This window comes from Variovorax sp. Varisp85 (assembly GCF_047304045.1).
GTDB lineage: Bacteria > Pseudomonadota > Gammaproteobacteria > Burkholderiales > Burkholderiaceae_C > Variovorax.
The window spans coordinates 65957-83612 of the sequence record NZ_JBGLYN010000004.1; the positions used below are offsets into that span (position 1 = coordinate 65957).

A 17656-nucleotide genomic window follows, 5' to 3' on the forward strand; every position below is an offset into this window, starting at 1 on the left:
CGGAACAGCAGGCGGTGAAAGCATCGACGCTCCTTCGTGGAACACCGCGGAACCGGCTTTGCCGGGCCGCTGGTGTTGCCCCCGGCGAGGGGGGAGGCGAAGCGACACGAAGTGCGCGAAGCCTGGGGGAGTGCTCATGAACACCCGCGTCATCATCGTGCCAGGTTGGCGCGACTCCGGGCCCGGCCACTGGCAGAGCCTGTGGCAGGAGCGCATTCCCGGCGCGGCGCGGGTGGTGCAGGACGATTGGGCCTCGCCCAAGCGCGATGCGTGGGTGTCGACGCTGGCGAAGCTGGTGCTCGACAGCCCCGGCCCGGTGGTGATCGCAGCGCACAGCCTGGGCTGCATCGCCACGGCGCACCTGCCGGCCGAAGCCGCTGCCCGCATCCAGGGCGCGCTGCTGGTGGCGCCTGCGGACCCCGAACGCCGCGCCGTGCTGTCCGACTTCGCGCCCGTGCCGTACGCCGCGCTGCCGTACCGCAGCATCGTGGTGGCCAGCAGCAACGATCCGTACTGTCCGATCCGCCTGGCGGGCGCCTATTCGCGCGCCTGGGGCAGCGAGTTCGTGCGGATGCAGAATGCGGGCCACATCAACATCGATTCGGGGCACGGGGACTGGCCGCTGGGCCTTGCCTTGCTTCAGTCCTTGACCGACGAGCCCGCCGCCTGGTCGGCGGGCCGTGAATTTTCAGAAAACCTGGCAACCACATGACTTCCAGAATCAAGACCTTCGTCGCCGTGCTCGCGCTGGCGTCTTCCGCACTCGCCGGCAGCAGCGCCTTTGCCCAGGGCACCGGGCTGCTGAACGCCTCGTACGACGTGGCGCGCGAGTTCTACAAGGACTACAACGCGGCCTTCGTGGCGCACTACAAGAAGGCCACCGGCAAGGACGTGAAGATCGACCAGTCGCACGGCGGCTCCAGCGCGCAGGCCCGCGCGGTGGCCGACGGCCTCGACGCCGACGTGGTGACGATGAACACCTCCACCGACATCGACTTCCTCGCCAACGCCGGCGTGGTCGCGAAGGACTGGAACAAGAAATTCCCCGACAACGCATCGCCGACCACGTCGACCATGCTGTTCCTGGTGCGCAACGGCAACCCCAAGGGCATCAAGGACTGGGACGACCTGGTCAAGCCCGGCGTGCAGGTCGTGATCGTCAACCCCAAGACCGGCGGCAACGGCCGCTACGCCTACCTGGCCGCCTGGGGCTACATCAAGAAGAAGGGCGGCACCGACGCCCAGGCCGCCGAGTTCGTCGGCAAGCTGTTCAAGAACGTGCCGGTGCTGGCGCGCGGTGGCCGCGACGCGACCACCGCCTTCCTGCAACGCAACATCGGCGATGCGCTGATCACTTTCGAATCGGAAGTGGTGTCCATCGACCGTGAATTCGGCACCGGCAAGGTCGACTCGGTGTACCCGTCGATCAGCATCGTGGCCGAGAACCCGGTGGCCGTGGTGGAACGCACCGTCAACAAGAAGGGCACGGGCGAACTGGCCAAGGCTTACCTCGACTGGCTGTACTCCGACGAAGCGCAGGAAATCGCGGCCAAGCATGCGCTGCGCCCGCGCTCGCAGGCTGTGCTCAAGAAGTACGCATCGACCTTCAAGCCGCTGCAACTGTTCACGGTGCAAGAATTGTTCGGCAGCCTCGGCGAAGCGCAGAAGGTGCACTTCAACGACGGCGGCCAGTTCGACAAGTTGTACACCCCCGGCGGCAGGTAATGAGCGGCGCTGTTTCTTCGGCGCTCCCGTCAGCGGGAGCGCCTTTTTCTCGTGCCAACCGGGCAGGGGGCGCCAAGCGCGTGCTGCCCGGTTTCCACATCACGCTCGGCTTCTCGATTCTTTACCTCAGCCTGATCGTGCTGATCCCGCTGTCGGCGCTGGTCTTCAAGACATTCACGCTGACCTGGGAGCAGTTCTGGGTGGCCGTGACCGCGCCGCGCGTGATGGCCTCGTACCGGCTGACCTTCGGCGCCTCGCTGATCGCGGCCATCGTGAACGCGGTGTTCGGCCTGCTGGTGGCCTGGGTGCTGGTGCGCTACAAGTTCCCGGGCAAGCGCATCGTCGATGCATTGGTCGACCTGCCGTTCGCGCTGCCGACGGCCGTGGCCGGCATCTCGCTGACCGCGCTGCTCGCGGGCAATGGCTGGGTCGGGCAACTGCTGGAGCCGCACGGCATCAAGCTGGCGTTCACGCCGGCGGGCATCGTGATCGCGCTGATCTTCATCGGGCTGCCCTTCGTGGTGCGCACGGTGCAGCCGGTGCTCGAAGACACCGAGAAGGAGCTGGAAGAAGCCGCCACCTCGCTGGGCGCGACGCGCCTGCAGACCTTCACCAAGGTGATCTTTCCGTCGATCGCGCCCGCGCTGCTCACCGGCTTTGCCATGGCTTTCGCACGGGCGATCGGCGAGTACGGCTCTGTGATCTTCATCGCCGGCAACATGCCGATGATCTCGGAGATCACGCCGCTCATCATCATCGGGAAGCTGGAGCAGTACGACTACGGGGGCGCCACGGCTGTTGCGCTCGTGATGCTGGTCATTTCGTTCCTCTTGCTGCTGGTCATCAACGGCCTGCAAGCCTGGCAGCGCCGCCGCGCGGGAGCATGAGATGAGCGCCCCTTCCAAAGTCATTCGCCGCGCGCAAGCCGGCACCACCGAGTCGCCCTGGGTGCGCTGGGTGCTGATCGGCCTCGCGCTGGCATTCATGTTCCTGTTCCTCGTGCTGCCGCTAGCTGCCGTGGCGACCGAGGCGCTGCGCAAGGGCGTCGGTGCCTACCTCGACGCACTGAAGGAGCCCGATGCCTGGAGCGCGATCCGCCTCACGCTGATCACGGCCGCCATCGCGGTGCCGATGAACCTCGTGTTCGGCGTGGCGGCGGCCTGGGCCATCGCCAAGTTCGAGTTCCGCGGCAAGGCCTTCCTCACCACGCTTGTCGACCTGCCGTTCGCGGTGTCGCCGGTGGTGGCGGGACTGATTTATGTGCTGGTGTTCGGCGCGCAAGGCTGGCTCGGTCCGTGGCTCGCCGAGCACGACATCAAGATCATCTTCGCCGTGCCCGGCATCGTGCTGGCGACCGTGTTCGTGACCTTCCCGTTCATCGCGCGCGAGCTCGTGCCGCTGATGCAGGCGCAGGGCACCGACGAGGAGCAGGCGGCCATCGTGCTCGGCGCGACCGGCTGGCAGACCTTCTGGCGCGTGACGCTGCCCAACATCAAGTGGGGCCTGCTGTACGGCGTGATCCTGTGCAACGCGCGTGCCATGGGCGAGTTCGGTGCGGTGTCGGTGGTGTCGGGCCACATCCGCGGGCAGACCAACACCATGCCGCTGCACGTGGAAGTGCTCTACAACGAATACCAGTCGGTGGCCGCCTTCGCCGTGGCCTCGCTGCTGGCGATCCTGGCGCTGGTCACGCTGGTGATCAAGTCGGTGATCGAATGGCGCCACGAGCGCGAGATGAAAGCCATTGCCGAGCTGCCCCCGGAGCGCCCCCCTGAAGCCACCGCGGCCTGAGAGAGTGAGAGAGAAGAAATCATGAGCATCGAAATCCGCAACATCAGCAAGCAGTTCGGCGACTTCCGCGCACTGCGCGACGTGAGCCTCGACGTCGATTCGGGCGAACTGGTCGCGCTGCTCGGCCCTTCGGGCTGCGGCAAGACCACACTGCTGCGCATCATCGCGGGCCTGGAAACGGCCGACGCGGGCAGCATTCTTTTCTCGGGCGAGGACACCACCGACGTGCACGTGCGCGAGCGGCAGGTGGGCTTCGTGTTCCAGCACTACGCGCTGTTCCGCCACATGACCGTGTTCGAGAACGTGGCCTTCGGCCTGCGCGTGAAGCCACGCAAGGAGCGCCCGAGCGACGCGCAGATCAAGGCCAAGGTGACCGAGCTGCTCAAGCTGGTGCAGCTCGACTGGCTGGCCGACCGCTACCCGTCGCAGCTCTCCGGCGGCCAGCGCCAGCGCATTGCGCTGGCCCGCGCGCTGGCGGTAGAGCCCAAGGTGCTGCTGCTCGACGAACCCTTCGGCGCACTCGACGCCAAGGTGCGCAAGGAACTGCGCCGCTGGTTGCGCCGGCTGCACGACGAGCTGCACGTCACTTCCATCTTCGTCACGCACGACCAGGAAGAGGCGCTCGAGGTGGCCGACCGCGTGGTGGTCATCAACAAGGGCCAGATCGAACAGGTCGGCTCGCCGCAGGACGTGTGGGACAAGCCCGCGAGCCCGTTCGTCTACGGCTTCCTGGGCGACGTGAACCTGTTCCATGGACGGGCCGACAACGGCCAGGTGCAGCTCGAAGGCATGCGCCTCGACTCGCCCGAGCACAGCGGCGCGCGCGACGCCAGGGCGCGCGCCTATGTGCGCCCGCATGACATCGACGTGACACGCTATGTGCCTGGCGCCTCCGGCATCGTCGCCACGCTGGCGCGCGCCATCGTGGTCGGGCCCATCGCGCGGCTGGAACTTGAACCCACCGAAACGAATCCAGATAATCCGGGCTCCGGAACCATCATCGAGGCGCAACTCCCTGCGCAACAGTTCCGGGAACTGGGCTTGAAGGAAGGCGACACCGTCGTCGCCAATCCGCGCAAGGCCAGGGTGTTCGTAGAAGAAGATTGGGTGTCTCCTTGATCGATTGGTACTTCGGCGCGCCGCGCCGCGCGTTCGCGCTGATCTGCCTGGCCTGCGTTCTCATGCTGGCCTTCGGGCTCTACCTGCAGCACGTGGTCGGGCTCGAGCCTTGTCCCATGTGCATCGTGCAGCGCTATGCGCTGGTGCTGGTGGCGCTGTTCACCGGGCTGGCCGGGGTGTTCCGCAACGTCGGCCTGCGTGTCACGGGCGGAGTGCTGGCGCTGATCGCAGCAGTTGGCGGCGCCTACACGGCGGCCTCGCAAAGCTGGCTGCAGTGGTATCCGCCCGAGGTCGTCTCCTGCGGGCGCGACCTCTACGGGATGATCGAGACCTTCCCGCTGAAGCGCGCACTGCCGATGATCTTCCGCGGCGGCGGTGACTGTTCCAAGGTCGACTGGACGCTGTTCGGCCTGACGCTGGCGAACTGGTCGTTCATTGCTTTCGTCGTTCTCTCGCTGCTGCTGGTCACGCTGCTGCTGCGTTCGCGCCGCGCGCGCTGAACCCCTCACCCCAACCCTCTCCAGGAGGGGGAGGGGACAAGACATCAGTCCTGGAACGGCGGCTTCTTTGCCAGCTTGCGCAACACCAGCGCAGGCAGCCACAACACGAATTCGACCATCAGCCGTGCATGCATCCACGTCAGCAGCACGTTGTCGCGCCCATAGCGGAAGTGCGAGACTCCGCCTTCTTCGGCCGTCAGGTATTTCACGGGCGCATCGATGTTCACGGGCTTGACGCCGCGCCATGCCAGCCGCACGACGGCTTCGGTATCGAAGTCGAAGCGCCGCATCCACGGCTGGCGTGCCATCACGGCGATCAGGTCGGCCACCGGGTACACGCGGAATCCGTAGAGTGAATCGCCCACGCCGGCGAACAGCGTTTCCAGCTGCGTCCATCCGTTCGACACGCGCCGCCCGCGTACGCGCAGCAGCGGCGCGCTGGCGTCGAACACCGGGCGCCCGAGCACCATCGTCTCGGGTCGGGTCAGCGATGCCTTCATGAATGCCGGGATCAGGTCCGCCGGATGCTGCCCGTCGGAGTCCATCGTCAGCGCATGCGTGAAGCCCGCGTCCTTCGCGGCGCGCAGTCCGTGCAGCACGGCAGAACCCTTGCCCTGGTTCTGCGGCAGCACCCACACGCGCAGGCCAGGATCGCTGGCGGCCATCTGCTGCAGCCGCTCGCCCGTGCCGTCGTCGCTGCCGTCGACCACCACCCACACGGGGTTCCATTGCGCGCGCGCCGCCGCGACTGTCGAGAACAGGCGTTCGCCGGTGTTGTAGCTGGGGATCAGGACAAGGTGGGTGCGCGAGGCGTCTGGCATTCGGGGGACGCGTCGATGGCGCGCTGCTCCATGTTTTGGCGGAAGTATTGTTCGAGCTCGGCCTGCAGCACGTCGCTGTTCTGCGTGGGCGCAAAGCGTTTGCCGAGCCGCAAGGTGAAGACGATGGGCAATGGCGGCACGCGCCACAGCGGCCAGCCTTTGCTGAGGTAGGGCGAATCGGTGTCGATGAACACTGTTTGAATGGGCGCCTGCGCGAGCTTGGCGATCAGCGTGGTGCCGGGGCGGAACGGGTTGAGCGGCGGCGTCACCGTGCGTGTGCCTTCTGGAAAGATCACCAGCTGGCCGCCGTTGCGCAGGTCGTTCACGGCCAGTCGCACCATCGTGCGCGCCGACCTGTTGCTGATGTAGCGCGCCAGCCGCGCACCCGCGCCCAGGAAGATGTTGCCCATCAGGTCGGCCTTCATGATGCAGGCGCTGCGCGGCAGGCGCGCCACCAGCAGCAGTGCATCGAGCATGGTCGGGTGGTTGGCCACGAAGATCACGCCGGGCTCCTTGCGCATCGGGTCGAGGCAGGTGGCGTCGATGCGCATCATGCCGGTCACCGATGCCAGCCACCAGAACATGCGGTACGCAAAGGCGATGGTCATGCGGCCCAGAGCGCGTGCTGGCGCGGCCGGCATCACCGGGTGGATCAGCATGGCAACGAAGTTCCAGACCAACGAGATCAGGCCCAGGAACAGCAACAGCGCGTAGAGCATCAACGCGAGCGGAATCGACATGAGAAATCGCAGCACGCGAGTCATTGAATCAGTCAATCGGACGATGGGTGCCGGGCAACGACCGGTCAGGCCCGCAGCTGGCCGGCCGCGACCGTGTGGGCCTCGATCTCGACCAGGAGGTCGCTGCGGCAGATGTCGGCTTCGAGGTACACCGCGTGGCGCGCCATCGGGGCGTCGGCGCCGAGCGTGTCCTCGATGATGCTGCGCACCGTCTCGGTGTCCGACGGATGCCGCACGTAGACCACGCAGTCGAGTTCGGCCAGCGAGAACTTCGCCGTGCCGCGCTCGTTGGCGGCCGCGATCACGGCCTGCAGGTTGCGCAGCGTTTCGCGCGTCTGCTCCGGCAGGTTGCCGCGGTGCACGGTCTCGTGGCCGACGATGCTCGCGGTGCCCGAGATGAAGAGCGCGATGTTTCCATCGCCGATGTCTGCCAGCGCGGCGCGCGAGAAGGTCGGCGAGCGCGGGCCGTAGGTTTCGGGATAGCGGTAGGCCGAGACCTGCCGCGGGTTTTCGACCGGTAGCGGCGCCTGCTGGCCGGCCAGGAAACGGATCGACAGGGCGCCCTGGTGGATGCCCAGCGCGCAGGCCGCCGGTGCGCCTTCGAAAGCAGCGCGGCCGGCTTCGAGAAACGCTTCCTGCCGGCCGAGGTTGAACTGGCGGTAGCGTTCCAGCCCGCCGCCATCGGCGTTGATCTGCGGCAGGTAGTTCCAGATGCGCTGCAGGTGCGGTGTGCCGGCCTGGTCGAGCGTCTTGAAGAGATCGCGGTAGGCGCGGTGCGCGAGTTCGGCGAGGCCCTGCCTTTCCTTGGCCTCGTCGAGATCGATGGCGCCGAGCAGCCAGTGCCCGTCGGTGCGCCAGCGCGCAATGCCGGTGGTGCCCGACTTGATGTTCGGGCCGCTCGCGTGCCACACGTCGGCCATGGCACCGTTGGCAGACAGCACACGCGCGTTGACCGTCGGCATCCAGGCCACGCCGTGCGGCGTTCCATAGCCGAGCGCCGCGAAAGGCGCCTTGCCGTCGGTGGCCAGCGCCAGGCTGGCCGGCAGCGACAGGCGCTCGACGCGCAGATGGGAAGAAGAGGTGTCGTCCTGAACTCGCACTGTCAGCTGGCCTCGACGGGATGTTCGGGTTTGATGGCGGTATAGGAAGAGAAGACGCCGAGGCTCGCATGCCGGCGCACGTCGCGAAAGCCCGCGGCGGCCAGCGCCTGCATCACCCGCTCGGGGGGAATGCAGGCCTCGATCGTGTCCCAGTAGTAACGCCACAGTTCGGAAGTGTTGCGCTGGCGGCCGACCACGCGGGCGATCAGCGGCACGACGGCACGCATGTAGCCCTTGAGCAGCGTCGTGGCGACGCGGCCTTCGGGCTTGGTGATTTCGAGCACCGCCACGCGCCCGCCGGGGCGCAGCACGCGGTGGAATTCGCCGAAGGCCGCCGCCACGTCGCTGATGTGGCGCATGGCGTAGCCCATGCTCACGAAGTCGCAGCTGGCGTCGGGCCGGGGCAGGGCTTCGGCCACGCCGCGCACCAGCTCGACGCCGGGCAGCTTGACCTGGCTCATCATGCCGGCGCTGGGATCGACGCCCACGAGGTGGCCCATGGAGCCAATGAGCTTGAGCGCCTCCCGGGCCACGAGTCCGGTGCCGATGCCCACGTCCAGCACCTGCATGCCTGCCGAGAGTCCGGCCTGCTGCAGTGCCGCACGGCGGTACGACGGACCGGTGCCGAAGGCCAGCACGCTCTCGATGCGGTCGTAGTCCGCCGCCGTGCTGTCGAAGATGCGCAGCAGGAACGCCTGATGCTCGGCCTCGGTCTTGTAGTACAGCGGCAAAGGAGCGTGCGGCGGCAGGATGTCGGGATTCCCGGGCCCGACGGAAGGCGATGGCGTCATCGAACGATTATCACCAAAAGCCCTACCCCGAATTCCCGGCCCGCGGCGGGCGTTGTGTGCGCCGGACAGTAAACTCGGAGCTTGCTTTGAAAACACAAGACAGCGAGATAGAAAGCCATGGCCGGACATAGCAAGTGGGCGAACATTCAGCACCGGAAGGGCCGCCAGGACGAGAAGCGGGGCAAGCTCTGGACCCGCGCCATTCGCGAAATCACGGTGGCCGCCCGCGCCGGCGGCGCCGACCTGGGCTCCAACCCCCGGCTGCGGCTGGCGGTGGAAAAGGCCAAGGCGGTGAACCTGCCGATCGACACCATCAAGCGCAACATCGACAAGGCCACGGGCAATCTCGAAGGCGTGAATTACGAAGAAATTCGTTACGAAGGGTACGGCATCGGCGGTGCGGCGATCATCGTCGACACCATGACCGACAACCGCGTGCGCACCGTGGCCGAAGTGCGCCACGCCTTCTCCAAGCACGGCGGCAACATGGGCACCGAAGGCTCGGTGGCCTTCCAGTTCAAGCACTGCGGCCAGTTCGTCTTTGCGCCGGGCACCAGTGAAGACAAGGTGATGGAAGTGGCGCTCGAAGCGGGCGCCGAGGACGTGGTGACCGACGACGACGGCGCCATCGAGGTAATCACCGCCGTGGCTGACTTCGAAGCAGTGAAGAACGCGCTCGAAGCCGCGGGCCTGAAGCCCGACGCGGCTGAAGTCACCATGCGCGCCGAGAACACCGTGGACGTGACTGGCGAGGACGCCGCAAGAATGCAGAAATTGCTCGACGTGCTCGAGGACCTGGACGACGTGCAGGACGTTTATCACAACGCCTCGCTGTCGGAATGAATGACTGTTTGTTTGTTGAATCACTGCGAGAAATGAAGGCCCGCGAATGAAGGTACTGGTAATTGGGGGCGGGGGCCGTGAACACGCTCTGGCATGGCGCCTGGCGCAAGCTGCCCGGGTGAGCCGCGTGTACGTGGCGCCGGGCAACGGCGGCACTGCGGGCGACGAACGCTACGACTGCATCGACATCACCGAGCCTGCCGCATTGCGCGAGTGGGCCATCAAGGAAAAGATCGCGCTGACCGTGGTCGGCCCGGAGGGGCCGCTCGCCGCGGGCGTGGTCGACGAGTTCCGTGCGCACGGCCTGCGCATCTTCGGCCCGACGCAGGCGGCCGCGCAGCTCGAAAGCTCGAAGGCGTTCTCCAAGGCGTTCATGCAGCGCCACAAAATACCGACGGCCGAATACGAGGCCTTCACCGACGCCGCCGCGGCGCATGCGTACATCGATGCCAAGGGTGCACCCATCGTCGTCAAGGCCGACGGCCTGGCGGCAGGCAAGGGCGTGGTGGTGGCCATGACCGCGCAGGAAGCGCACGAGGCCGTCGACTTCATGCTGGTGGACAACAAGTTCGGTGTGTCGCACAACGAAGGCGGCGCGCGCGTCGTCATCGAAGAATTCCTGCAGGGAGAGGAAGCCAGCTTCATCGTACTGTGCGACGGCAAGAACGTGACCGCGCTGGCCACCAGCCAGGACCACAAGCGCCTGCTCGACAATGACGAAGGCCCCAACACCGGCGGCATGGGCGCGTACTCGCCCGCGCCGGTGGTCACGGCCGAGGTGCATGCGCGTGCCATGCGCGAAATCATCCTGCCGACCATCCGCGGCATGGAAAAAGACGGCATTCCGTTCACCGGCTTCCTCTATGCCGGCCTGATGATCGACGCCGCAGGCCATCCGAAGACGCTCGAATTCAACTGCCGCATGGGCGACCCCGAGACGCAGCCGATCATGATGCGTCTCAAGTCCGACCTCTTCGAAGTGTTCTGGCATGCCACCGACGGCACGCTCGACCAGGTCGAGCTCCAATGGGACCGGCGCGTGGCCCTGGGCGTGGTGATGGCCGCGCACGGCTACCCGCTGTCGCCGCGCAAGGGCGACCGCATCACCGGCATTCCGGCCGAGGCGCCCGACGCCGTGGTGTTCCACGCCGGCACGACGCTGCAGGACGGCGAGCTCAAGACCAGCGGCGGCCGCGTGCTCTGCGTGACCGTGCTGGCCGACAGCGTGAAGCAGGCGCAGCAACGGGCCTATGAGGTTGCGGCGCGCGTCAGCTTCGACGGCGCGCAATACCGCAAGGACATCGGATTCCGCGCGATTCATGCGCGCAACCCTCACGGCGCCTGATGCTGCAAACCAATCCGGCAGCGGTCGGCGAATATCTTCGCGGGCTGCAGCAGTCGATCATCGCGGCGCTCGAGAAGGCCGATGGCGGTGCATGTGTGCGCGACGCCTGGCAGAAGGCTGCGGATGAGCCGCTGAGCGGCCACGGGCTGACCTGCATCCTCGAAGGCGGCGAACTCTTCGAGCGCGCGGGCTGCGGCTTCTCGCAGGTGCGCGGAGCGAAGCTGCCACCCTCGGCCACGCAGAACCGGCCCGAGTTGGCGGGCGCGCCTTTCGAGGCGATGGGTGTGTCGCTGGTGTTCCACCCGCGCAACCCCTACGTGCCCATCGTTCACATGAACGTGCGCATGCTGGCTGCCCTGCCCGAAGGCGGCGAGCCGGTCTGCTGGTTCGGCGGCGGCATGGACCTCACGCCTTGCTACGGTTTCGAGGAAGACGCGGTTCACTTCCACGCCGCGTGCCGCGATGCGCTTGCGCCCTTCGGCGACGACAAGTACCCGCGCTTCAAGACGTGGTGCGACGAGTATTTCTTCCTGAAGCACCGCAACGAGCAGCGCGGCATCGGCGGCATCTTCTTCGACGATTTTTCCGAGGGCGGTTTCGAGAACGGCTTCGCGCTGATCCGTTCGGTGGGCAACGGTTTCCTGCCGGCCTACCTGCCCATCGTGGAGCGCCGCCGCGCCACGCCCTACACCGAGCGCGAGCGCAACTTCCAGCTCTACCGGCGCGGCCGGTACGTGGAGTTCAACCTCGTGTGGGACCGCGGTACGCACTTCGGCCTCCAGTCGGGCGGACGCACCGAATCGATCCTGCTCTCGATGCCGCCGCTGGCAAGCTGGGCCTACCGGCAGCAGCCCGAACCGGGCAGCCCCGAAGCCGCGCTGTACAGCGACTTCATCGTGCGGCGCGACTGGTTGTGAACCCTTCCGGCAAAGCTCCCCGCATCGGCGTTTTCGGTGGCGCGTTCGACCCGCCGCACAACGCCCATGTGGCGCTTGCCGAAGCCGCGCTGGCTCAATTGGACCTTGCCGAACTGCACGTCATTCCCACCGGGCAGGCCTGGCACAAGAGCAGGGCGCTGACGCCGAAGGAAGACCGCCTCGCGATGACGCGCCTGGCCTTCTCCGGCCTGAAGGGCACCGTCGTCGTCGACAGCCGCGAAGTGCTGCGCGACGGCCCGACCTACACCCTCGACACGCTGAACGAACTGCAGCGGGAGCAGCCCGGCGCACAGCTGGTCCTGATCATGGGCGCCGACCAGGCGAGCGCATTGCCGACCTGGCACGGCTGGCAGGATATACTCGGCATTGCTATTGTTTCTGTAGCGTATCGCGCATTATCGACGGGCGACACTGCTCGTTTTGATCCGAAAATGCTGCCCGGCCTTCCGGCTGGCGCTCGTTTCGAGGCGCTCGAACTGCCACCCATGGACACCAGTGCCACCGAGATCCGGCGCTGCGCGGCGCTTGGCGTGGACATTTCCTCGCTGGTTCCGCCCACGGTTGCACGCTATATTGACCAACACCACCTCTACCGCTCTGCCTGATGACCACTGAAGCCGCCGCCAAGAAAGACACCCAGAAACTCCAGCGAGCCATCATCGATGGTCTCGAAGACGTCAAGGCGCAGGACATCCAGGTATTCGACACAGAACATCTTTCGCCGCTGTTCGAGCGCGTGATCGTCGCGTCGGGCACCTCCAATCGCCAGACCAAGGCGCTGGCCGCCAGCGTGCGCGATGCGGTGCGCGAAGCCGGTTTCGGCAAGCCGCGCATCGAGGGCGAGGACAACGGCGAGTGGATCATCGTGGACTGCGGCGCGGCCGTGGCGCACATCATGCAGCCCGCCATCCGCCAGTACTACCACCTCGAAGAGATCTGGGGCGACAAGCCGGTGCGCGCCAAGCTCGGCGGCGCCAAGCCTGCCATGGCGACCAGCTCGTCGGTCAAGGACGAACCCGAAGGCAAGAAGAAGGCCGCCGGCAAGGAGCCCACGCTGCGCCGTTCGAGCGCCTCCAAGACCGCGATCCGCGCAGCCGAGCAGGAAGCCAAGGTCGCTAAGGCCCCGGCCAGGAAAACGGCTGCGAAGAAGGTGCCTGCGAAGAAGGTGCCTGCCAAGAAGGCAACCACCGCGCGCGTGCCGGTCAAGGTCGTCGGCAAGCCCGCCGCCAAGAAGCCCGCTGCGAAGAAGGCGGCGGCAGCCAAGAAGGCGCCAGCCCGCCGCGCATGAAGCTGCTGGTGGTCGCCGTCGGGCAACGCATGCCCGATTGGGCTCAGACTGCCTGGGACGACTACGCCAAGCGCTTCCCGCCCGAGCTCAAGCTCGAGCTGCGCGCCGTCAAGACCGAGCCGCGCGGCTCCAAGTCGCTGGAAACGCTGTATGCCGCCGAGCGCGAACGCATCGAGGGCGCCATTGCCAAAAGCTCGGCGCGCGCCATGCGCATCGTCGCGCTCGACGAACGCGGCACGGCACTGACCACCAAGGCGCTTGCTGCACGGCTGCAGGCCTGGCAGGGCGAGGGCGATGACGTGGCCCTGGTCATCGGCGGGCCCGACGGCCTCGACCCGGCCTTCAAGGCTGCAGCCCACGAGCGCATCCGGCTGTCCGACCTGACGCTGCCGCACGCGATGGCGCGGGTGCTGCTGGTCGAGCAGTTGTATCGGGCGTGGTCGGTCAACGCAGGTCATCCCTACCACCGCGAATGACCAGCACCGACGGGCGGGCCGCGCGGCTCGATGCCTCATCGGTGGCCTTGCAGTCCTTCACTTTCTTTTCGGACCCGGGCGGCCGCCGCTCGGCCCTTCAGGAGCACTGAGCCTTGTCGGATTTCATCTACCTCGCTTCACAAAGCCCCCGCCGCGCCCAACTGCTCGGCCAGCTCGGCGTTCGCCATGCATTGCTGCTGGCCGATGCCGGCGAAGACGCCGAATCGCTCGAAGCCGTGCTGCCCAATGAGGCCCCGGCGACTTACGTGCAGCGCGTCACGGCGCTGAAGCTCGATGCCGCCGTGGCCCGGCTCCGGAGCCGCGGACTGGCCGAGGCGCCGGTGCTCTGCGCGGACACCACGGTTACGCTTGGCCGCGCCATCCTCGGCAAGCCCGAGGACGAGAAGGATGCCGCGCGCATGTTGCGGATGCTGTCAGGAAGCACGCATCGCGTGCTGACGGCCGTGGCGCTGCAGCACGGCACGCAGCGCCATGCGGCGCTCAGCGTGTCGCGCGTGCGCTTCGCCGACATCACCGATGCGCAGATCGCCCGCTACGCCGACAGCGGCGAGCCGCTCGGCAAGGCCGGGGCCTATGCCATCCAGGGTGCGGCGGCCGCGTTCATCGAGCACATCAGCGGGTCCTATTCGGGCATCATGGGCCTCCCCATGTTCGAGACCGCGCAGCTGCTTCGAAGCGCCGGTTTCAATACCTGAGAATTCCATGCAAGACATCCTGATCAACTGGTCTCCGCAGGAGACCCGTGTGGCGCTGGTCGAGCACGGCGCGGTGCAAGAGCTGCACGTCGAGCGCACGCTCGAGCGCGGACTCGTCGGCAACATCTACCTCGGCAAGGTGTCGCGCGTGCTGCCGGGCATGCAGTCGGCCTTCATCGACATCGGCCTGGAGCGCACTGCCTTCCTGCACGTGGCCGACATCGTCTCGCCGTTCACGCCGGGCTCGCGGCCCAGCGCACCGGCGCCTGAGCGCGACCATCGCAACGGCGGCCCGATGGTGCCGATCGAGAAGCAGGTGTTCGAAGGCCAGTCGCTGCTGGTGCAGGTCATCAAGGACCCCATCGGCACCAAGGGCGCGCGGCTGTCGACGCAGATCAGCATTGCCGGTCGGCTGCTGGTGTTCCTGCCGCAGGACAACCACATCGGCGTTTCGCAGAAGATTCCGTCGGACCAGCGCGAGTCGCTGCGCAACCGCATGCTCGCGCTGATCGAGGCGGCCGCGGCTGCCGACAGCGGCGGCGTCGTGCCCGTCAACACGGGCGGCTTCATCCTGCGCACCAACGGCGAAGATTCCAGCGACCCCGAACTGGCCGAAGACATCGCCTACCTGCGCAAGACCTGGTCGCGCATCCGCGAGGCATCGATGCGCATGCCGCCGATGTCGCTGCTGCACCAGGACCTGAGCCTGCTGCAGCGCGTGCTGCGCGACATGACCAGCGAGGAAACGCAGACCATCCGCATCGATTCGCGCGAGCAGTTCGAGGTGCTGTTGAAGTTCGGCCTCGAGTTCATGCCCAAGGCGGCCGGCAAGCTGCAGCACTACAGGGGCGAGCGGCCGATCTTCGATCTGTATTCGGTCGACGAGGAAATCGCGAAGGCGCTGGGCCGGCGCGTCGAGCTCAAGTCGGGTGGCTACCTGGTGGTCGACCAGACCGAGGCACTGACTACGGTGGACGTGAACACCGGCGGCTTCGTCGGCGCGCGCAACTTCGACGACACCATCTTCAAGACGAACCTCGAGGCGGCACAGGCCATCGCACGGCAGCTGCGGCTGCGCAACCTGGGCGGGATCATCATCGTCGACTTCATCGACATGGGCCGCGACGACCACCGCGAGCAGGTGCTGGCGGAATTCCGCAAGCAGCTTGCGCGCGACCGAGTGAAGACCACGGCCGGCGGTTTCTCGCAGCTCGGACTGGTCGAGATGACACGCAAGCGCACCCGCGAATCGCTGGCGCACATGCTGTGCGAGCCCTGCGTGGCCTGTGGCGGGCAGGGCATCGTGAAGACCGCACGCAGCGTGGCCTACGACGTGATGCGCGAAATCCTGCGCGAGGCGCGGCAGTTCACGCCGCGCGAGTTCCGCATCGTGTCGTCGCCGCAGGTGATCGAGCTGTTCCTCGATGAGGAAAGCCAGCACCTGGCGGGGCTGAGCGACTTCATCGGCAAGCCGATTTCGCTGCAGTCCGAGCCCGCGATCGGGCAGGGGCAGTACGACATCGTGCTGCTTTAGAGCGTCGGATCCTGCCCCGGCGTGGCGCTGCGCACGGCCAGTGTCTGCAGCCGCGCATAGAGCCCGTCCAGCGCCATGAGCTGTGCGTGACTGCCTTGCTCCGCGATGCGGCCTTGCTCCATCACGATGATCCGGTCGGCGTGCTGGATGGTCGAGAGGCGGTGGGCCACGATCAGCGTCGTGCGGTTCTGCATCAGGCGCTGCAGGGCGTCCTGAACCAGCCGCTCGGACTCGGTGTCGAGGGCCGAGGTGGCTTCGTCGAGCAGCAGCACGGGGGCGTTCTTGTACAGCGCGCGGGCAATGGCGAGGCGCTGGCGCTGGCCGCCCGACAGCTGTGTGGCGTTGTGGCCGAGCACCGTGTCCATGCCCTGGGGCAGGCTTTCGACGTGCGCACTGAGGTTGGCCGCCGCGATGCACTGCAGCACGCGCTCGCGGTCGATCTCTGCGCCCAGCGCCACGTTGGCGGCCAGCGTCTCGTTGAGCATCACGACGTCCTGGCTCACCATGGCGAACTGGGCGCGCAGGCTCTTCAGTTGCCATTCGCTGGTGTCGTGCCCATCGAGCAGCACCTGGCCGCCGCTGGGCTGAACGAAGCGGGGCAGCAGATTGACCAGCGTGGTCTTGCCCGAACCCGAGGGGCCGACGAATGCGACCACCTGGCCGGGCTCGATGGTCAGGCTCACGCCGTCGAGCGCGCGTTGTTCGTCTTCGCCTCGGTAGCTGACCTGCACATTGCGCAGCTCGATGTGTCCTTCCGCATGTTTGACCTGGAACGTGCCCTGCGACTCCGGTGCCACGTTGTCGATCAGGACCAGCCCGCGCTCCAGTGCGGCGAGGCCGCGCGTGATCGGGCCGGCCACTTCGGCGAGGCGCCGGATCGGCGCAATCAGCATCAGCATGGCCGTGATGTAGGCAACGAAGCCGCCCACCGTGAAGCCCTGCTTGCCGCTTTGCCAGAGCGCGATCATCACCACCACCGACAGCGCGAGAGACGCCATCATCTGCGTGAGCGGCGTGGTGGCCGCCTGCGCGATGGTCGACTTCACGGCCAGACGGTTCAGGCGCTGGCTCAGCTGTTCGAAGCGGCGGCCCTGCGCGCCTTCCGCGCCGTGCAGGCGCACCACGCGGTGGGCGAGCACGTTCTCCTCGACCACGTAGGCCAGTTCGTCGGTGGCCTGCTGGCCTTGCTGGGTGAGGCGGTACAGCCGCTTGGAGAACACCTTCATGATCCAAGAGATGCTGGGCACGAGGAATGCGACGATCAGGGTGAGCTTCCAGTTCAGGTAAACCAGATAGCCGAGCAGCGCGATGAGCGTGAAGCCGTCGCGCGAAAGGCCGAGCAGCGCCTGCACCAGCAGCATTGCGCCGGTCTGCACTTCGTAGACCACCGTGTTCGACAGGGTGCTGGCCGATTGGCGCGCGAACAGCGCGAGTTCGGCGCCGAGCAGGTGCTCGAACAGCACCCGTCGCAGCTTCTGCATGCCTTCGTTGGCGATGCGCGACAGGGCGTACTGGGAGATGAACTGGGCGATGCCGCGCACCGCGAACAGCAGCAGCACGGCGGCAGGCACGAACCACAGGGGCATTTCGCCGCGCGTGAAGCCGCGATCGAGCAGTGGCTTCAACAGCGCGGCCATTAGCGGCTCGGTGATTGCAGCCAGCATCGCCCCGCTCAGTCCGAGGGCCCACCATTGGCGCGAACCGCCAAACCAGGTCATGAGTCGCGCCAGACGGCGCATCAGGGGAGGGCGGGCGTTCTCGCCGCCGGGGGATGCTTGCATGGCGGCGGATTCTACGGGGGGCCTTGTTCAGCGCTTGCCGCGGTTGCTTCTGTAGGACCGCGCCGCTCGATAAACGTTTTGTGACGGCCGCCCCAAGCCAGTGTGTAACATGTGGCCCGACAAAGCCGGGGAGAACTTTTTACCCGGA

19 protein-coding genes are annotated in these 17656 nt (G+C 66.9%); 14 read left to right on the top strand and 5 right to left on the bottom strand.

Going from position 1 to position 17656, the window contains the following annotated elements:
• Window positions 1–136: 136 nt before the first annotated feature.
• Genes ACCC97_RS03210 through ACCC97_RS03235 form a run of 6 tightly spaced genes read left to right on the top strand, consistent with a single transcriptional unit; the run spans window position 137 to window position 5135 of the window.
• On the top strand, window positions 137–712 hold the full coding sequence (locus ACCC97_RS03210) for an RBBP9/YdeN family alpha/beta hydrolase (protein ID WP_413331561.1): 576 nt from the start codon (window positions 137–139) through the stop codon (window positions 710–712).
• Entirely contained in the window at window positions 709–1725 is a 1017-nt protein-coding gene (locus tag ACCC97_RS03215; protein ID WP_007829223.1) for a sulfate ABC transporter substrate-binding protein, read from the top strand. The genes ACCC97_RS03210 and ACCC97_RS03215 overlap by 4 nt, the downstream gene beginning before the upstream one ends.
• Entirely contained in the window at window positions 1725–2612 is an 888-nt protein-coding gene (cysT, locus tag ACCC97_RS03220; RefSeq protein WP_007829222.1) for a sulfate ABC transporter permease subunit CysT, read from the top strand. The genes ACCC97_RS03215 and cysT overlap by 1 nt, the downstream gene beginning before the upstream one ends.
• A gap of 1 nt (window position 2613) precedes the next feature.
• Entirely contained in the window at window positions 2614–3516 is a 903-nt protein-coding gene (gene cysW, locus ACCC97_RS03225) for a sulfate ABC transporter permease subunit CysW (RefSeq protein ID WP_413331562.1), read from the top strand.
• 21 nt (window positions 3517–3537) lie between these two features.
• Window positions 3538–4635: a sulfate/molybdate ABC transporter ATP-binding protein gene (locus tag ACCC97_RS03230; RefSeq protein WP_007829220.1), complete on the top strand. Its 1098-nt coding sequence runs from the start codon at window positions 3538–3540 to the stop codon at window positions 4633–4635.
• On the top strand, window positions 4632–5135 hold the full coding sequence (locus ACCC97_RS03235) for a disulfide bond formation protein B (protein ID WP_007829219.1): 504 nt from the start codon (window positions 4632–4634) through the stop codon (window positions 5133–5135). Before ACCC97_RS03230 ends, ACCC97_RS03235 begins: the two co-directional genes overlap by 4 nt.
• Before the next feature lie 44 nt (window positions 5136–5179).
• Here the strand turns inward: ACCC97_RS03235 and ACCC97_RS03240 are convergent, their stop codons facing one another.
• The 4 genes from ACCC97_RS03240 to ACCC97_RS03255 are packed head-to-tail and all read right to left on the bottom strand — an operon-like array spanning window position 5180 to window position 8587.
• The gene (locus ACCC97_RS03240) at window positions 5180–5956 is read right to left on the bottom strand and encodes a glycosyltransferase family 2 protein (protein WP_413331563.1); all 777 of its coding nucleotides are present in this window, start codon (window positions 5954–5956) and stop codon (window positions 5180–5182) included.
• Window positions 5923–6720 carry a lysophospholipid acyltransferase family protein gene (locus ACCC97_RS03245; RefSeq protein WP_007829217.1) on the bottom strand — a complete coding sequence of 266 codons (798 nt, stop codon included), beginning with the start codon at window positions 6718–6720 and terminating at the stop codon, window positions 5923–5925. The genes ACCC97_RS03240 and ACCC97_RS03245 overlap by 34 nt, the downstream gene beginning before the upstream one ends.
• Before the next feature lie 41 nt (window positions 6721–6761).
• Entirely contained in the window at window positions 6762–7796 is a 1035-nt protein-coding gene (locus tag ACCC97_RS03250; protein ID WP_413331564.1) for a hypothetical protein, read from the bottom strand.
• Between the two features lie 2 nt (window positions 7797–7798).
• Window positions 7799–8587 carry a class I SAM-dependent methyltransferase gene (locus ACCC97_RS03255; RefSeq protein ID WP_413331565.1) on the bottom strand — a complete coding sequence of 263 codons (789 nt, stop codon included), beginning with the start codon at window positions 8585–8587 and terminating at the stop codon, window positions 7799–7801.
• Between the two features lie 117 nt (window positions 8588–8704).
• On the opposite strand from ACCC97_RS03255, the gene ACCC97_RS03260 reads away from it, so the two are divergent.
• From ACCC97_RS03260 to rng, 8 genes are all read left to right on the top strand, one after another.
• A complete protein-coding gene (locus ACCC97_RS03260) occupies window positions 8705–9430 on the top strand; it encodes a YebC/PmpR family DNA-binding transcriptional regulator (protein ID WP_007829214.1) in 726 nt (241 codons plus the stop codon).
• Between the two features lie 46 nt (window positions 9431–9476).
• Window positions 9477–10775, top strand: coding sequence for a phosphoribosylamine--glycine ligase (gene purD, locus ACCC97_RS03265; protein WP_413331566.1), 1299 nt, complete (start codon window positions 9477–9479; stop codon window positions 10773–10775).
• Window positions 10775–11692 carry an oxygen-dependent coproporphyrinogen oxidase gene (hemF, locus tag ACCC97_RS03270; RefSeq protein WP_007829212.1) on the top strand — a complete coding sequence of 306 codons (918 nt, stop codon included), beginning with the start codon at window positions 10775–10777 and terminating at the stop codon, window positions 11690–11692. Before purD ends, hemF begins: the two co-directional genes overlap by 1 nt.
• Window positions 11689–12318 (top strand): nicotinate (nicotinamide) nucleotide adenylyltransferase, encoded by a 630-nt coding sequence (gene nadD / locus ACCC97_RS03275; protein WP_413311647.1) that lies wholly within the window; start codon window positions 11689–11691, stop codon window positions 12316–12318. The genes hemF and nadD overlap by 4 nt, the downstream gene beginning before the upstream one ends.
• The gene (gene rsfS / locus ACCC97_RS03280) at window positions 12318–13001 is read left to right on the top strand and encodes a ribosome silencing factor (RefSeq protein WP_007829208.1); all 684 of its coding nucleotides are present in this window, start codon (window positions 12318–12320) and stop codon (window positions 12999–13001) included. Before nadD ends, rsfS begins: the two co-directional genes overlap by 1 nt.
• Window positions 12998–13477, top strand: a complete 480-nt coding sequence (gene rlmH, locus ACCC97_RS03285) for a 23S rRNA (pseudouridine(1915)-N(3))-methyltransferase RlmH (protein ID WP_007829199.1) — start codon at window positions 12998–13000, stop codon at window positions 13475–13477. Before rsfS ends, rlmH begins: the two co-directional genes overlap by 4 nt.
• Before the next feature lie 113 nt (window positions 13478–13590).
• Window positions 13591–14193, top strand: a complete 603-nt coding sequence (locus ACCC97_RS03290) for a Maf family protein (RefSeq protein WP_413331567.1) — start codon at window positions 13591–13593, stop codon at window positions 14191–14193.
• Window positions 14194–14200: 7 nt separating this feature from the next.
• Entirely contained in the window at window positions 14201–15727 is a 1527-nt protein-coding gene (gene rng, locus ACCC97_RS03295; protein WP_413331568.1) for a ribonuclease G, read from the top strand.
• On the opposite strand, the gene msbA is transcribed toward rng, so the two are convergent.
• Window positions 15724–17508 carry a lipid A export permease/ATP-binding protein MsbA gene (gene msbA, locus ACCC97_RS03300; protein WP_413331570.1) on the bottom strand — a complete coding sequence of 595 codons (1785 nt, stop codon included), beginning with the start codon at window positions 17506–17508 and terminating at the stop codon, window positions 15724–15726. The genes rng and msbA overlap by 4 nt on opposite strands.
• Between the last annotated feature and the right edge of the window lie 148 nt (window positions 17509–17656).

Bases quoted from the DNA above. Each gene is read 5' to 3' on its own strand.
- ACCC97_RS03210 (WP_413331561.1), top strand. From the start codon at position 137: ATGAACACCCGCGTCATCATCGTGCCAGGTTGGCGCGACTCCGGGCCC.
- ACCC97_RS03215 (WP_007829223.1), top strand. From the start codon at position 709: ATGACTTCCAGAATCAAGACCTTCGTCGCCGTGCTCGCGCTGGCGTCT.
- cysT (WP_007829222.1), top strand. From the start codon at position 1,725: ATGAGCGGCGCTGTTTCTTCGGCGCTCCCGTCAGCGGGAGCGCCTTTT.
- cysW (WP_413331562.1), top strand. From the start codon at position 2,614: ATGAGCGCCCCTTCCAAAGTCATTCGCCGCGCGCAAGCCGGCACCACC.
- ACCC97_RS03230 (WP_007829220.1), top strand. From the start codon at position 3,538: ATGAGCATCGAAATCCGCAACATCAGCAAGCAGTTCGGCGACTTCCGC.
- ACCC97_RS03240 (WP_413331563.1), bottom strand. From the start codon at position 5,956: ATGCCAGACGCCTCGCGCACCCACCTTGTCCTGATCCCCAGCTACAAC.
- ACCC97_RS03245 (WP_007829217.1), bottom strand. From the start codon at position 6,720: ATGACTCGCGTGCTGCGATTTCTCATGTCGATTCCGCTCGCGTTGATG.
- ACCC97_RS03255 (WP_413331565.1), bottom strand. From the start codon at position 8,587: ATGACGCCATCGCCTTCCGTCGGGCCCGGGAATCCCGACATCCTGCCG.
- ACCC97_RS03260 (WP_007829214.1), top strand. From the start codon at position 8,705: ATGGCCGGACATAGCAAGTGGGCGAACATTCAGCACCGGAAGGGCCGC.
- purD (WP_413331566.1), top strand. From the start codon at position 9,477: ATGAAGGTACTGGTAATTGGGGGCGGGGGCCGTGAACACGCTCTGGCA.
- hemF (WP_007829212.1), top strand. From the start codon at position 10,775: ATGCTGCAAACCAATCCGGCAGCGGTCGGCGAATATCTTCGCGGGCTG.
- rsfS (WP_007829208.1), top strand. From the start codon at position 12,318: ATGACCACTGAAGCCGCCGCCAAGAAAGACACCCAGAAACTCCAGCGA.
- rlmH (WP_007829199.1), top strand. From the start codon at position 12,998: ATGAAGCTGCTGGTGGTCGCCGTCGGGCAACGCATGCCCGATTGGGCT.
- rng (WP_413331568.1), top strand. From the start codon at position 14,201: ATGCAAGACATCCTGATCAACTGGTCTCCGCAGGAGACCCGTGTGGCG.
- msbA (WP_413331570.1), bottom strand. From the start codon at position 17,508: ATGCAAGCATCCCCCGGCGGCGAGAACGCCCGCCCTCCCCTGATGCGC.